General features: G+C 72.2%; 13 protein-coding genes. 7 read left to right on the top strand and 6 right to left on the bottom strand.

Annotated features, from left to right (window positions below; translation table 11 throughout):
- The 3 genes from OHU34_RS24515 to OHU34_RS24525 are packed head-to-tail and all read right to left on the bottom strand — an operon-like array spanning window position 1 to window position 2,613.
- On the bottom strand, window positions 1–789 hold the full coding sequence (locus OHU34_RS24515; protein ID WP_199920295.1) for an energy-coupling factor ABC transporter ATP-binding protein: 789 nt from the start codon (window positions 787–789) through the stop codon (window positions 1–3).
- Complete coding sequence (cbiQ, locus tag OHU34_RS24520) at window positions 777–1,538, bottom strand: cobalt ECF transporter T component CbiQ (protein ID WP_405768317.1); 762 nt, start codon at window positions 1,536–1,538, stop codon at window positions 777–779. The genes OHU34_RS24515 and cbiQ overlap by 13 nt, the downstream gene beginning before the upstream one ends.
- Window positions 1,539–1,542: 4 nt before the next feature.
- Entirely contained in the window at window positions 1,543–2,613 is a 1,071-nt protein-coding gene (locus tag OHU34_RS24525; protein ID WP_405768320.1) for an energy-coupling factor ABC transporter permease, read from the bottom strand.
- 226 nt (window positions 2,614–2,839) lie between these two features.
- Here OHU34_RS24525 and OHU34_RS24530 point away from each other — a divergent pair, with 226 nt between their 5' ends.
- The gene (locus OHU34_RS24530) at window positions 2,840–3,196 is read left to right on the top strand and encodes an SsgA family sporulation/cell division regulator (RefSeq protein ID WP_142264734.1); all 357 of its coding nucleotides are present in this window, start codon (window positions 2,840–2,842) and stop codon (window positions 3,194–3,196) included.
- A 7-nt stretch (window positions 3,197–3,203) separates the two neighbouring features.
- On the opposite strand, the gene OHU34_RS24535 is transcribed toward OHU34_RS24530, so the two are convergent.
- The 3 genes from OHU34_RS24535 to OHU34_RS24545 all read right to left on the bottom strand — a co-directional run bounded on the left by OHU34_RS24535 (window position 3,204) and on the right by OHU34_RS24545 (window position 8,532).
- Window positions 3,204–4,883: a penicillin-binding transpeptidase domain-containing protein gene (locus OHU34_RS24535; protein ID WP_230195478.1), complete on the bottom strand. Its 1,680-nt coding sequence runs from the start codon at window positions 4,881–4,883 to the stop codon at window positions 3,204–3,206.
- Between the two features lie 141 nt (window positions 4,884–5,024).
- Window positions 5,025–6,662 carry a penicillin-binding transpeptidase domain-containing protein gene (locus tag OHU34_RS24540; protein ID WP_142264732.1) on the bottom strand — a complete coding sequence of 546 codons (1,638 nt, stop codon included), beginning with the start codon at window positions 6,660–6,662 and terminating at the stop codon, window positions 5,025–5,027.
- A gap of 118 nt (window positions 6,663–6,780) precedes the next feature.
- Window positions 6,781–8,532: a dolichyl-phosphate-mannose--protein mannosyltransferase gene (locus OHU34_RS24545; protein ID WP_142264731.1), complete on the bottom strand. Its 1,752-nt coding sequence runs from the start codon at window positions 8,530–8,532 to the stop codon at window positions 6,781–6,783.
- Between the two features lie 96 nt (window positions 8,533–8,628).
- Here OHU34_RS24545 and rsmI point away from each other — a divergent pair, with 96 nt between their 5' ends.
- The 6 genes from rsmI to OHU34_RS24575 all read left to right on the top strand — a co-directional run bounded on the left by rsmI (window position 8,629) and on the right by OHU34_RS24575 (window position 14,574).
- Window positions 8,629–9,489, top strand: coding sequence for a 16S rRNA (cytidine(1402)-2'-O)-methyltransferase (rsmI, locus tag OHU34_RS24550; RefSeq protein WP_405768324.1), 861 nt, complete (start codon window positions 8,629–8,631; stop codon window positions 9,487–9,489).
- Window positions 9,490–9,711: 222 nt separating this feature from the next.
- On the top strand, window positions 9,712–10,143 hold the full coding sequence (locus tag OHU34_RS24555; protein ID WP_142264729.1) for a hypothetical protein: 432 nt from the start codon (window positions 9,712–9,714) through the stop codon (window positions 10,141–10,143).
- A 55-nt stretch (window positions 10,144–10,198) separates the two neighbouring features.
- Window positions 10,199–11,089, top strand: coding sequence for a TatD family hydrolase (locus tag OHU34_RS24560; RefSeq protein WP_142264728.1), 891 nt, complete (start codon window positions 10,199–10,201; stop codon window positions 11,087–11,089).
- A 114-nt stretch (window positions 11,090–11,203) separates the two neighbouring features.
- On the top strand, window positions 11,204–12,697 hold the full coding sequence (locus OHU34_RS24565; RefSeq protein WP_272493575.1) for a resuscitation-promoting factor: 1,494 nt from the start codon (window positions 11,204–11,206) through the stop codon (window positions 12,695–12,697).
- Window positions 12,698–12,745: 48 nt separating this feature from the next.
- Window positions 12,746–13,672 carry a 16S rRNA (adenine(1518)-N(6)/adenine(1519)-N(6))-dimethyltransferase RsmA gene (gene rsmA / locus OHU34_RS24570; RefSeq protein WP_142264726.1) on the top strand — a complete coding sequence of 309 codons (927 nt, stop codon included), beginning with the start codon at window positions 12,746–12,748 and terminating at the stop codon, window positions 13,670–13,672.
- Window positions 13,669–14,574 carry a 4-(cytidine 5'-diphospho)-2-C-methyl-D-erythritol kinase gene (locus tag OHU34_RS24575; RefSeq protein WP_405768329.1) on the top strand — a complete coding sequence of 302 codons (906 nt, stop codon included), beginning with the start codon at window positions 13,669–13,671 and terminating at the stop codon, window positions 14,572–14,574. The genes rsmA and OHU34_RS24575 overlap by 4 nt, the downstream gene beginning before the upstream one ends.
- Window positions 14,575–14,612: the final 38 nt, after the last annotated feature.

Below are 14,612 nucleotides of genomic sequence, written 5' to 3' on the forward strand. Positions count from 1 at the left end.
TCACGCGCCCATTGTCGCGGAGCGCGGGTCGAACCCGAAGGGCAGCTCCAGGCGATGGGCGCGCATGAGGGCGTCGTCGGCGAGCAGATCGCCGGTCCGGCCGTCCGCGGCGATCACGCCCTCGCTCAGGATCAGCGCGCGCGGGCACAGCTCCAGGGCGTACGGCAGGTCGTGCGTGACCATGAGCGCGGTGACGTCCAGCGACCGCAGGATGTCGGCCAGTTCGCGGCGCGAGGCGGGGTCGAGGTTGGAGGACGGCTCGTCCAGGACGAGGATCTCCGGTTCCATCGCGAGCACCGTCGCGACGGCCACCCGGCGGCGCTGGCCGAAGGACAGGTGGTGCGGTGGACGGTTCTTGAACTCCGCCATGCCGACCTGTTCCAGGGCGTGGTCGACCCGTGCCTCCAGGGCGGCCCCCTTCAGCCCGGCGGCGGCCGGCCCGAACGCCACGTCCTCACGGACCGTCGGCATGAACAGCTGGTCGTCCGGGTCCTGGAAGACGATGCCGACCTTGCGGCGGATCTCGGCCATGTGCTGCTTGCCGACGGGCAGTCCGGCCACCGTCACGGTGCCCGCGCCGCCGGTCAGGATGCCGTTGAGATGCAGCACGAGGGTCGTCTTGCCGGCGCCGTTGGGGCCGAGCAGCGCGACCCGCTCGCCTCGCGCGACGGAGAAGTCCACGCCGAACAGGGCCTGGTGGCCGTCGGGGTAGGCGAAGGCCAGGCCGGCCACTTCCAGGGAGGGCGAGGGCGTCACGGAAGGCGTCACAGCGTCAGTCACAGGGACCATCCCAACACGCAGACCAGGAGGGCGACGAACGGGAGGGTCAGCGCGTACGACCACTGCGCCCGTGACGCGGTCACCTCGTCGATCACCGGCATCGAACCGGCGTACCCCCGGCTGATCATGGCCAGATGCACGCGCTCGCCGCGCTCGTAGGAGCGGATGAACAGCGCGCCCGCCGACTTCGCGAGCACCCCCCAGTGCCGTACGCCCCGCGCCTCGAACCCGCGCGACTCCCGGGCGATCCGCATGCGCCGCATCTCGTCCGCGATGACGTCGCCGTAGCGGATCATGAAGGACGCGATCTGCACGAGCAGCGGGGGCAGCCGCAGGCGCTGGAGGCCGAGGAGCAGTTCACGCAGCTCGGTGGTGGACGCCAGCAGCACGGAGGCGGCGACGCCCAGGGTGCCCTTCGCGAGGACGTTCCAGGCGCCCCACAGGCCGTTGACGCTGAGCGACAGGCCGAGGACGTCCACCCGCTCGCCCTCCGCCACGAACGGCATCAGTACCGCGAACGCGACGAACGGCACCTCGATCAGCAGCCGTTTGAGCAGGAAGCCGGCGGGCACGCGCGCGTGGCGCGCGACGAAGGCCAGCAGGACCGCGTACAGGCCGAACGCCCACATCGCCTCCCGCGGCGTCGACACCACGACCACCACGAAGGCGAAGACGGCGGCGAGTTTGGTGTGCGGCGGCAGGCCGTGCACGGGCGAGTGCCCGTGCCGGTAGAGCCGGTGTGCGTGTCCCGTGCCCATGACGTCAGACGTTCTCTACGGCGGTCGGTGACACGTCGTCGCCCGTCCGGCGCCTGCGCACCGCCCAGAACACCGCGCTGCCCGCGACGACGGTCGTGCCGACGCCGATCACGCCCGCGAGGCCGCCGGACAGCCGGGCGTTCGTCACGTCCTTGACGCCGTAGTCGGCGAGCGGGGAGTCGGCGGACGCGTGCTCCTCGGCCTTCTTGTCGATGCCCTTGTCGGCGGCGACCTTCTCCAGGCCGTCGGGGTTCGCGGAGGCGTAGAAGCTGACGAAGCCGGCCAGGACGAGAGAGGTGACCAGGCCGGTCACCCACAGCGTGCGCCGCGAGGTGCGCGCCGCCACGGGCGTGCGCGCGCCGGCCGGCGCTTCCTCGGCCGCCGAGGCGTCGACGAGTTCGCCGTGCACCCGCAGCCGGAGCTTCTGCCGCAGATCGCGCGCGCCGTGGACGAGGTCGGGCCGGACGGCGACGACGGCGCCCACGGTCAGCGCGGTGATCACGGCCTCGCCGATACCGATCAGCACATGCACGCCGATCATCGCGGTCGCCACCTTGCCGATCGACACGTCGGTGGTGCCGCCGATCCAGTAGATGAGCGTGAAGGCGACGGCGGCGGCGGGCACGGACAGTACGGCGGCGACGAAGGACGCGACCGTGATGGACCGGCGGCCGCGGGGCAGCACCTTCACCAGGCCGCGGAAGACGGCGTACGCCACGACGGTCGTCACGATCGCCATGTCGGTGATGTTCACGCCGAGCGCGGTCAGACCGCCGTCGGCGAAGAGGATGCCCTGCATCAGCAGGACCACGGACACGCACAGGACCCCTGTGCAGGGGCCCACGAGTATCGCGGCGAGCGCGCCACCGAGCAGATGGCCGCTGGTCCCGGCCGCGACGGGGAAGTTCAGCATCTGCACGGCGAAGATGAACGCCGCCACCAGGCCGGCCAGTGGCGCGGTCCGGTCGTCCAGCTCGCGGCGCGCGCCGCGCAGGCTCACGGCGATGGCGCCGGCGGCGACGACTCCGGTCACGGCGGAGGTCGGGGCGTTGATGAATCCGTCGGGTACGTGCACCCGACGATGATAGTGGCTTAATGCGAACGGTTCGCAAGAGCGAGAAGCTTGTCTCTTCGGGTGGGCGGGCTCGCCGCGCCCCCCGTGGCAGGCCCATGCCGAACCCGTGTATCGCACATGTGAGATACGCCTGCGCGGAGGAGCGCAATCCGCAAAATATGCGACATTGGAAGGGGAGTGGACGCACAGCTTCCGCACAGGTCACGCTGCGTGAGAGGGTCGGCCGATGTCCGTAGTCGAACAGTACGCGCGAGCCCACATCGTCACCGAGGCCGACCAGGCCGAGGAAGAACGCAGGGCCTTCCCGGTCGTCCTGCGCTACGACCCCGAGGATCCCCGGTCGGTCCGCGTCGGGCTTCCCGACCGGCGCGAGTGGACGTTCTCCCGTGACCTCCTCGAACAGGGGCTGCGCGCCCCGACCGGCACCGGCGAGGTCCGCGTGTGGCCGTGCGGGCGCGTCCAGACCGTCGTCGAGTTCCACTCCCCGCACGGCGTCTCGGTCGTCCAGTTCGAGTCGAAGTCGCTGCTGCGGTTCCTGCGCCGCACGTACATGGCGACGGCGCAGCAGCCGGTCACGCACTAGCCGGGTGTCAGCCGCCCAGGCGCAGCAGTGACGCCACGATGGGTCCGGCCGTGTCGCCGCCGTGGCCGCCCGCCTGGACGACGCCCGCGGCCGCCAGGTCGCCGCGGTAGGCGGTGAACCAGCCGTTGGGCTTGTCCTGGTTGTCGACCTCGGCCGAGCCCGTCTTGGCGCCGTAGTCGGGGCCCAGACCGGACATCGCCTCGGCGGCGGTGCCGGCCGCGGCGGTGTAGTTCATCAGCTCCCGCAGCTGCGACAGGGTGGACGACGACATCGTGCGCGAGGCCGTCGCCAGCGTGCGGTCGTCCACCGACGGGGCGACCAGATACGGCTGGTGGAAGGTGCCCGCCTTCACGGTGGAGGCGACCGACGCCATGTTCAGCGGGTTCATCCGCACCCCGCCCTGACCGATCAGCGACGCCGCCATCTGGGCCGCCGACTGCACCGGCACCGAGCCGTCGAAGGACGGCACGCCGATCGCCCAGTTGTTCATCGACAGGCCGAAGACCTGCTGCGCCTGCTTGGTCAGGCTGTCGTTGTCCAGGTCGGGTGCCTGGCTGATGAAGGCGGTGTTGCAGGAGCGCGCGAAGCTCGCCTTGAAGGTGCCGCCGGTGATCTGGAAGTCGTCGTCGTTGTGGAACTTCCAGCCGCCGTACGTGAACGTCTTCGGGCAGGGGTGCACCTTGTCCGCCGACGCCAGGTCCTTCTCGATGAGGAGCGACGAGGTGATGACCTTCATCGTGGAGCCGGGCGCGAGCGAGCCGTTGAACGCGGTGTTGAAGCCGTGGCCGGCGTTGGCCACCGCGAGGATCTCGCCCGTGGAGGGGCGCATCACGACGACCGACGAGCGCGCGGTCTTCGCCACCTGCTGTTCGGCGGCCGCCTGGAGGGTCGGACTCAGCGTGGTCCTCACGGTGCCCGGAGTGCCCTTGCTGAGCTCCAGCAGCGTCTTGTCGGAGGCCTTCTTCGCCTTCGACGTCTTGCCGCGGACGACCCGGAGCTCCACGCCCGCCTTGCCGCCCGCCTTCTTGCCGTACTTCTCCCGCAGCCCGTCCAGGACCGGCTCCAGGGAGGGGTACTCGGCGGCGGTGAGCTCGCCGCCCGCACTGTCGACGGCCTTGACCGGCGGCGTGCCGGACTCGCCGGTGACGAGTGTGTCGCCGTCCTGGAGGTCCGGGTGGACGACGGACGCGTGCCAGTCGACCTGCGCCTTGCCGTTCTCGGGGTTGCGGACGACGGTGAGGGCGCTGGCGTACGTGAGCGGCTTGCTGACGCCCTTGTACTTCACCGTGCCCTTCACGGAGAACGCGACCTTGGCGCCGGTGGCCTTGCCCGCGGTGAAGGTGGCGCCCGTGACGTGGGCGTCCTTGGTGTAGCCGGTCAGGAGGGCGGTGGCGGCCGCCGGGTCGTCCGTGGCGGCGGCCGCCCCGGACACCTTGCCCTGCTGCCAGGCCGTCAGGAACCGGGCGGCCGTGGCCTTCGCCTCGGTCGCCGACGGCGCGTCGGCCCTGACCCGCGGCACCTGCGCGCCGTTGGCCGCCGCGGCCGAACCCTCGTCGGCCGCCGCTCCGCCCCCGTACAGCGCGTAGACGCCGATGCCCGCCCCGCCCACCACGACGGCGATCATGCCGCCGGCGACGGCGGGCCGCCGCTTCTTGCGCCGCTCTTCGACACGCCTTCTCTTGCCCACTGCCAGATCCTCCGGATCCCCAGGGGCCTCCCCCCAGCCCCGCTGCCCTCGTTGCCCTCACTGACCCCAACGACGGCTACCACCCTAGAGTCCCGTCCTGTGAGGAGACGTCACGTGTGACGTCAGCCACCGTGCCGTCGCTCAGCCCGCCCGCAGCACGTCCACGACGATGGGGCCGGACGCGTCGACGCCGTGACCGCCGTCCTGGGTCATCGCGGCGGCCGCGACATCGCCCCGGTAGCCGGTGAACCAGCTGTCGGACTTGTTCTGCCCGTCTACCTCGGCGGAACCGGTCTTGGCGCCGATCCGGCCGCTCAGCCCGGCCATCACCTCGGCCGCGGTGCCGCTGGTCGCGGTGCGGTTCATCATGGAGCGCAGTTGCTGCACGGTGCTCGACGACAGCCCACGCGCGTGTGCCGGTTCCCGGCCGTCGAGGCTGAGCGGCACGATCACCGGCTGCCGGAAGGTGCCCGTCATCGCGGTCGCCGTGACCGACGCCATGTTCAGCGGGTTCATCTGGACCTGGCCCTGACCGATCAGGCCGGCCGCGGTGTCCGGGCCGCCGGCGGCCGGGACGGAGCCGTCGAAGGACGGGATGCCGGTCTGCCAGTCGAGGCCGATCCCGAACCGGTCCCGGGCCTCGTTCGTCAGCGAGTCGACCTTCACCTCGTCCGCGAACTTCACGAACGCCGTGTTGCAGGAGCGGGCGAAGCTCTCGGCGAGGGTCGCGTTCTCGTTCGGCTTCATGTTCTTGATGTTGTGGAAGGTCTGGCTCTCGGAGATGGCCGAGGGCGGACACGGCGCGGGGCCGTTCGCGGTGGTCAGGCCGTTGTCGATGAGGGTGGCCGCGCTGACGATCTTCATGGTGGAGCCGGGCGCGACCTCTCCGAGGAAGGCGGCGTTCCAGCCGTCCGTCCGGTTGTTGGCGACCGCCAGCACCTCGCCGGTGCTCGGCTTGACGGCCACCACCGACGACTGGTTGTACTTCTGCACCGCCTTCTCCGCGGCCGCCTGCACGTCGGCGCTGAGCGTGGTGGGCACCTTGCCCGCCTTGCCCTCGGCGAGGGTCAGCAGCGGGGTGTCGGCGGTGTCCGGGGTGGCGTGTCTGATCGCCAGCTCGACGCCGGCCGTTCCGCCCGCCTTGTCGCCGTACTTGGCGCGCAGCTGGTCCAGGATCGGCCCCAGGGAGGGGTACTTCTCCTTGGTGAGCACCTTGCCGTCACGGTCCACCGCCTCGATCGACGGCGCCGCCGAGGAGCCTGTGACCAGGGTGTCGTCCATGGACTTCAGCTCGGGGTGGACGACCGAAGGCGCCCAGTCCACCAGCGCCTTACCGGTGGTGACGCCCCGGACGACCGTCAGCTCGCTCTTGTAGGTGAGCGGCTTGGACTTCCCCTCGTACGACACCGTCGCCCGGACGGTGAAGGGCACGCTGCCGCCCACCGACGCGCCCGGTGTGATCTTCACGCCGGTGATGTGTGCCGACTGGCCGTACGAGGTCAGCAGGGGCTCGGCCTTGGCCGCGTTGTTGGTGAGACCGGCGGCCACCACGGCCTGCCCCTTCTCCCAGGCCGCGAAGAACCTGGCGCTCGTGTCCTTCACCTCGGACCCGCTCGGCGGCCCGGTCTTCACGGCCACCGGCTCGCTGCCCCCCGACCCGTCGGCCCCGCTCCCGCCGCCGTTCAGTGCGTTCACGATGTTGAAGGCCCCGTATCCGGCCCCGCCGACCATCACCGCGAAGACCGAGCCGACTATCGCTGCCTTGGCCCCCTTGTGCATGTGCGCCCTCCCCGTTGTCCCCGTCGCCCTCGTGGGCGTTTCTGAACGCGTTCAGAAGATCCCTCAGGCTCACAGTAAGCGGAAAGGGTGGCGCGTGGGGCGGGAGTTTCCGCAATCGTTAGACCCACGTATCCAGCCACATACGTGAACGCCAGTCGTCGATCGGGATCGCCTGGCCGGTGTACAGGGGCCAGAAGTAGATGAAGTTCCAGGCGATGAGCAGGACGAGGACGCCCGCGCCGGTGGCGCCCGCCACGCGGCGGGTGTCGCCGGCGCCCGGGGGACCGATGAGCGCGCCGATCATCATCGCCACCGCCAGGCACAGGAACGGCAGGAAGACGACGGCGTAGAAGAGGAAGATCGTGCGTTCCTGGTACATGAACCACGGCAGGTAGCCGGCCGCGATGCCGCAGACGATCGCGCCGGCGCGCCAGTCGCGGCGGAAGAGCCAGCGCCACAGGACGTAGAGGACCGCGAAGCAGGCCGCCCACCACAGCAGGGGGGTGCCGATCGCGAGGACCTCCCGGGCGCACTTCTCGCCCGCGTCCGTCGGGCAGCCGTCCTGGCCCGGGGTGGGGGACTCGTAGAAGTACGAGACCGGGCGGCCGAGGACGAGCCAGCTCCACGGGTTCGACTGGTAGGTGTGCGGCGAGGTGAGGTGGGTGTGGAACTCGTAGACCTCGTGCTCGTAGTGCCACAGGCTGCGCCACCAGTCGGGGAACAGCCAGGTCCAGTTGCCGCCCTTGCCGTCGGTGGCCGCCCAGTTGCGGTAGTAGCCGCCCTTGCCGTCGGTGGCGGACAGGATCCAGCCCGTCCACGACACCAGGTAGGTGACCAGCGCGACCGGGACCGTGGCCAGGAACGCGAAGCCCGTGTCGCGCTTCAGCACCGCCAGGTACGGGTGGCGGGCGCCCGCCACCTTGCGCGAGGAGACGTCCCACAACACCGCCATCAGGCAGAACGCGACCAGGATGTACAGACCGTTCCACTTGGTGCCGATGGCCAGGCCCAGCATCAGACCGGCGCCCCAGCGCCAGGGGCGCCACCCCAGGCGGGCGGTCTCCGCGACGTGCGGATCGGGGCGGCAGCGGCCGTCCGCGTCCCTGGGGAGCGCGGCGGCGAGTTTCTCGCGTGCCTTGTCCCGGTCGACCACCAGGCAGCCGAACGCCGCCAGCACGAAGAACATCAGCACGCCGTCGAGCAGCGAGGTGCGGCTCATCACGAAGGCGAGCCCGTCGACCGCCATCAGCGCGCCCGCCAGGCAGCCCAGGAAGGTGGAGCGGAAGATCCGGCGGCCGATCCGGCACAGCAGCAGGACGCTGAGCGTGCCGAGCACCGCGGTCATGAACCGCCAGCCGAACGGGTCGAACCCGAAGAGCAGCTCGCCGAGCCCGATCACGTACTTGCCGACCGGCGGATGCACGACGTACGCCGCGTCCGACGGGATCGTGACGTGCCCGCCGGAGGAGAGGATGACGTCGTTGGCGTTCTTGTCCCAGTTGACCTCGAAGCCGCGGTGGACGACCGCCCACGCGTCCTTGGCGTAGTACGTCTCGTCGAATATCACCGCCTTGGGGCTGCCCAGATGCCAGAACCGGAGCACGCCCGCCAGCAGCGTGACCAGCAGCGGGCCGCCCCAGGACGACCAGCGGGTGATCCGGTCCGTCCACACGGGCGGAAGCCCCAGCGCCTGCCACAACCGGGGGCTGGGCTGCGCGAACGGCGGCACCAGCCGCTCCCGGACGTCGGCGGAGGGCTCCGCTGTGTATCCGAAACGGCGCAGCCGTTGCTGCCACGACGGCCGCTGGTCGGGCGGCGCCTGGCCCTGCCGGTAGTCCGTGGAGTCCGTGGAGGACGCGGTACTGGTCACCGCGCCATCGTAGGGAACAGGTCTGTGTGAGTCCCGTGCATGGGTCCCAACCGGCCTGGTCGATCGAGTGGGGCCCCGCCCTGCGAGGATGGAAACGTGACAGCTACGCCCGGAATCCTCGTTCTCGCCGGTACTCCCATCGGTGACGTCTCCGATGCCCCGCCCCGTCTCGCCGAGGAGCTGACCGGCGCCGACGTGATCGCCGCCGAGGACACGCGCCGGCTGCGGCGGCTGACCCAGGCGCTGGGGGTGACGCCCAAGGGCCGTGTCGTGTCCTACTTCGAGGGCAACGAGTCCGCCCGTACTCCCGACCTGGTCGCGGAGCTGGTGGGCGGCGCGCGGGTGCTGCTCGTCACCGACGCCGGGATGCCGTCGGTCTCCGACCCCGGGTACCGGCTGGTCGCCGCGGCCGTCGAGCAGGACATCCGCGTCACCGCCGTCCCCGGCCCGTCCGCGGTGCTCACCGCGCTGGCCCTGTCCGGGCTGCCCGTCGACCGGTTCTGCTTCGAGGGGTTCCTGCCGAGGAAGGCCGGCGAGCGGCTGTCCCGGCTGCGGGAGGTCGCTCAGGAGCGCCGGACCCTCGTGTACTTCGAGGCCCCGCACCGGCTCGACGACACCCTCGCCGCGATGGCCGAGGTGTTCGGCACGGACCGGCGGGCCGCCGTGTGCCGGGAGCTGACCAAGACGTACGAAGAGGTGAAGCGCGGTCCGCTCGGCGAGCTGGCCCAGTGGGCGGCCGAGGGCGTGCGGGGCGAGATCACCGTCGTCGTCACCGGGGCGCCCGAGCGCGGCCCCGAGGAGCTCGACGCGGCGGAGCTGGTGCGTCGGGTGCGGGTGCGCGAGGAGGCGGGCGAGCGCCGCAAGGAGGCCATCGCGGCGGTGGCGGCGGAGGCGGGGCTGCCGAAGCGCGAGGTGTTCGACGCGGTGGTGGCGGCGAAGAACGCCGGGGGCCTGTGACGGTTGTGGCCCGGGTGTTGTGAAGGGACTCACACCCCCTCTGAGCAGGGCGCATGTCGTCTGAGCGTGCGCCCCATGTGCGGGCAAAGGGCGCCGGGCGTTGTGGCAAGGGACGCCCAAATCGCCTTCAACAGTGCACAGGTCGGGTGCATTCGCTCCGGGCGAGGCGTCCACTGGACGACGGGACCTGAGCGGTCCCACCAGCGGACACCAGGAGCGGTCATGAGTGAGATCACAGGGCAGACCGGCCTCCGCGGCGGCGCCAGCGCCGTCGTCAACGAGTCGTACTCCTTCGCCTGTATGCGCTGCGGGCACGGCTGGGAGCAGGCCTTCGAGATAGAGCACCACACCGACGCCGACGGTCACGAGTTCGTCCTCTACGTGGCGAACGGGCGGATCGTCCCGTCACCGCTGAGCCGCCCCGCGTGCCAGAACTGCGACGGGCACGTCGTGCGCATCATGCGGGCGGGGCAGGTCTCGTCGGTGCTCAGCGCGGCCCGACAGCACAAGGCGCCCCCGGCCGGACCGGTCCAGTCGCCGGTCCCGGCGGCCGAGGAGCCGTCCGACGCACAGCCCGACGCGCAGTCCAAGGCGCCGCAGCCCCACCACTGGCACCTGTCCGACCTTCTGCACCCGTTCCGCAAGGCGAGCTAGCCGGGCGGGCCGATCGCCCGCCGGGGAGGGCATGCCCCTTCCGTAGGATCGGGGCATGCCTTCGAACGCCGACAAGAACGCCGACAAGAACGCCGCGCCGCCGCTTCCGGCCCCCCTCGGGGTGCCGGTCGCCGACTCCCACACCCACCTCGACATGCAGTCGGGCACGGTGGAGGAGGCCCTCGCGAAAGCCGCGTCGGTCGGCGTGACGACGGTCGTCCAGGTCGGCTGCGACGTACGGGGCTCCCGGTGGGCGGCCGAGACGGCGGCGGCGCACGACGCGGTCCACGCCACGGTCGCCCTGCACCCGAACGAGGCGCCGCGCATCGTGCACGGCGACCCCGACGGCTGGTCCCGCCAGGGCGCGCGGACGCCGGGCGGCGCGCAGGCGCTCGACGAGGCGCTCGCCGAGATCGACCGCCTGGCCGCGCTTCCGTACGTCAAGGGCGTCGGCGAGACCGGACTCGACCACTTCCGCACCGGCCCCGAGGGCAAGGAGGCCCAGGAGGACTCCTTCCGCGCCCACATCGAGATGGCCAAGCGGCACGGCAAGGCCCTGGTCATCCACGACCGTGACGCCCACGCCGACGTCCTGCGCGTCCTGAAGGAGGAGGGCGCCCCCGAGCGCACCGTCTTCCACTGCTACTCCGGCGACGCCGAGATGGCCGAGATCTGTGCCCGCGCCGGATACTTCATGTCCTTCGCCGGCAACGTCACCTTCAAGAACGCCCAGAACCTCCGGGACGCCGTCGCGGTGGCCCCGCTGGAGCTGCTCCTGGTGGAGACCGACGCCCCCTTCCTGACCCCGGCGCCCTACCGCGGACGGCCCAACGCCCCGTACCTGATTCCGGTCACGGTGCGCGCCATGGCCGCCGTGCGGGACATCGACGAGGACACCCTGGCCACCGCCCTCGCCGCGAACACCGCACGCGCGTTCGGCTACTGAGCGCACCCGCCACCCGTCGAACACAACTCTCGGTAGTCGCGCCACTTTGGAGAGTGACCGTCGCTCCGCTAGGTTCTGGGGGCCCGATCCGGACCCCTCCCCTGGAGTGTCGGCGTGAGCAACTCGCAGTACTTCGAGTACGAGCCGTACGCCGGTGGCGGGTCGTACGTCGACCTGCACAACGCCGAGACGATCGCGTACGGCGTGTACGCGGCGCCCGGGACGTACGACGACACGTACCGGCCCGCGTACGAGACGTACGAAGCGCCGCCCCCGCTTCCCGAGACGCTCCAGCTCCCCGAACCGGTCCGGTTCGCCGAGCAGACCCAGCCCACCGGGGCCGCCCCGTACGCCGAGACGGTCCAGCTCACCGGGGCCGTCCCGTACGCCGAGACGGTCCAGCTCACCGGACCGGTGCCGGACCGGCAGGCCCCGCCGCCCCGGCTGTCGCCGCTGCCGCGGCAGGACGTGGGGCGGGCCGCGCGCCGGCGCCGGACGCGCTCCGCCGAGCGTCCGGAGTCCACGATCCGTCGGCTGGTCCCGCAGGCGCTCGTCGTCGCCTTCCTGGCCGGCGGCACCACCGCCTTCGTCGCCGAGGACAAGGCGGTCGAGCTGACCGTCGACGGCAAGCCGCGCACGCTGCACACCTTCGCCGACGACGTGGGCGAACTCCTCGCGGAGGAAGGCGTGCGGGTGGGCGCGCACGACGTGGTGGCGCCCGGCCCCGACACCGAACTCACCAGCGGTGACGAGATCGCGGTGCACTACGGGCGGCCCGTCCGGCTCACCCTGGACGGACACCGGCACGAGGTGTGGACGACGGCGCACACCGTGCAGGAGGCGCTCCAGCAACTCGGGGTGCGCGCGGAGGGCGCCTACATGTCCGTCCCGCGCTCCCAGCCGATCGGCCGTGCGGGGCTCGCGCTGGACGTCCGCACCGAGCGCTCGGTCACGGTCATGGCCGACGGCCGGGCCCGCACCGTCCGCACCAACGCGGCGACCGTGCGCGAGGCGGTGGCGGCGGCCGGGATCACCCTGCGCGGCCAGGACACCACCTCCGTCGCGCCCGGCAGCTTCCCGCGCGACGGGCAGACGGTCACCGTGCTGCGGATCACCGGCAGCAAGGAGGTGCGGGAGGAGGCGATCCCGTTCGACGTGCGCCGCACCGACGACTCCTCGCTGTTCAAGGGCACGGAGGTGGTGGAGCGGGCCGGACAGCCCGGCCTGCGCCGGATCACGTACTCGCTGCGCACCGTGAACGGCGTGCGGCAGACACCGCGGCGGATCCGTGACGAGATCGTGCGCGAACCGCGCGATCAGGTGGTGAAGGTCGGGACGAAGCCGCTGCCGGCCTCCGAGCGGGGCGCCGACGGCCTGGACTGGCAGGGCCTCGCGGTCTGCGAGTCGGGCGGCCGGCCGAACGCGGTCGACCCCTCGGGCACGTACGGCGGGCTGTACCAGTTCGACACCCGCACCTGGCAGAGCCTCGGCGGCAGCGGACGGCCCCAGGACGCGCCGGCGGCGGAACAGACGCTCCGCGCGAAGAAGCTGTACGTGCGGCGCGGGGCCAGTCCCTGGCCGCACTGCGGGACACGGCTGCACGGGTGAAGAGGTGCGGCGGCGGACGGTGTCCGTGCGCCCCCGTACCCTTGTCCCGTGAGTACCAGCCCCGCCCCCGACGCCCTCCTGGGCCCCGCCGACATCCGTGAGCTGGCGGCGGTCCTCGGCGTGCGGCCCACCAAGCAGCGCGGCCAGAACTTCGTGATCGACGCGAACACGGTCCGCCGTATCGTCCGCACCGCGGAGGTCCGGCCCGACGACGTGGTCGTCGAGGTCGGCCCGGGGCTCGGCTCCCTCACCCTGGCGCTGCTGGAGACCGCCGACCGGGTCACGGCCGTCGAGATCGACGACGTCCTGGCCGGCGCGCTGCCCGCGACGATCGCGGCGCGCATGCCGGAGCGCGCGGACCGCTTCACGCTGGTGCACTCCGACGCGATGCAGGTGACCGAGCTGCCCGGCCCCGCCCCGACCGCGCTGGTCGCCAACCTGCCGTACAACGTGGCCGTGCCCGTGCTGCTGCACATGCTGGAGACCTTCCCGAGCATCGAGCGCACCCTCGTCATGGTCCAGTCCGAAGTCGCCGACCGGCTCGCCGCCGGGCCCGGCTCGAAGGTGTACGGCGTGCCGTCGGTCAAGGCCAACTGGTACGCCGAGGTCAAGCGGGCCGGCGCCATCGGACGCAAGGTGTTCTGGCCCGCGCCGAACGTGGACAGCGGGCTGGTGTCGCTGGTGCGGCGGACCGAGCCGATCGACACCACGGCCTCGCGGCGCGAGGTGTTCGCCGTCGTCGACGCGGCGTTCGCCCAGCGCCGCAAGACCCTGCGGGCCGCGCTCGCCGGATGGGCGGGCTCCCCGGCCCGCGCGGAGGAGGCCCTCGTGGCGGCCGGCGTCTCGCCGCAGGCGCGCGGCGAGGCCCTCACGGTCGAGGAGTTCGCCCGCATCGCCGAGGCCGCGCCGGACCGGGAGACGCCCGTCGCGTCCCCGACGCCCCTCGCGTCGCCGAAGCGGAAGGACTCCGAGTGAGCGTCACCGTGCGGGTGCCCGCCAAGGTCAATGTGCAGCTCGCGGTGGGCGCCGCCCGCGCGGACGGCTTCCACGACCTGGCGAACGTCTTCCTCGCGGTCGGTCTGTACGACGAGGTCACGGTGACCCCGGCCGACGGACTCCGCGTCACCTGCGAGGGCCCGGACGCCCGCCAGGTGCCCCTGGACCGTACGAACCTCGCGGCGCGGGCCGCGATCGCGCTGGCCGAGCGGTACGGCCGTACGCCCGACGTGCACCTCCACATCGCCAAGGACATCCCCGTCGCCGGGGGCATGGCGGGCGGCAGCGCGGACGGCGCGGGCGCGCTGCTGGCCTGCGACGCGCTGTGGGGCACCGGCGCCACCCGTGACGAACTCCTCGAAATCTGTGCCGAGTTGGGCAGCGATGTGCCGTTCAGCCTGGTCGGCGGGGCCGCTCTGGGCACCGGGCGCGGCGAGAAGCTGGCGGTCCTGGAGACCGGCGGCACGTTCCACTGGGTGTTCGCGATGGCCGAACGGGGGCTGTCCACACCGTCGGTGTTCCGGGAGTTCGACCGGCTGGCGCAGGGCCGGGACATCCCCGAACCGGTGGCCTCCCGGCGCCTCCTCGACGCCCTGGCCGAGGGAGACCCCGACGCCCTCGCGGCCACCGTCTCCAACGACCTCCAGCCGGCCGCGCTGTCGCTGTTCCCCGAACTCGCCGACACCCTCGCCGCGGGCCACGCGGCCGGCGCCCTCGCCACGCTCGTCTCCGGCTCGGGCCCGACCACCGCGTTCCTCGCCCGCGACACCGCCGCGGCGGAGAAGATCGCGCAGGCGCTGCGCACGTCGGGCACCTGCAGGAGCGTGCGGGTGGCGGTGGGACCGGCGCCGGGCGCGACGGTCGTCGGGGACGGCACGTGACGCGGCCGTCCTCGTCGTAGACCGCCTGTCCCTGCCGT

Origin of the sequence: Streptomyces sp. NBC_00080 (assembly GCF_045041255.1) — a bacterium.
Taxonomy (GTDB): Bacteria; Actinomycetota; Actinomycetes; order Streptomycetales; family Streptomycetaceae; genus Streptomyces; species Streptomyces coriariae.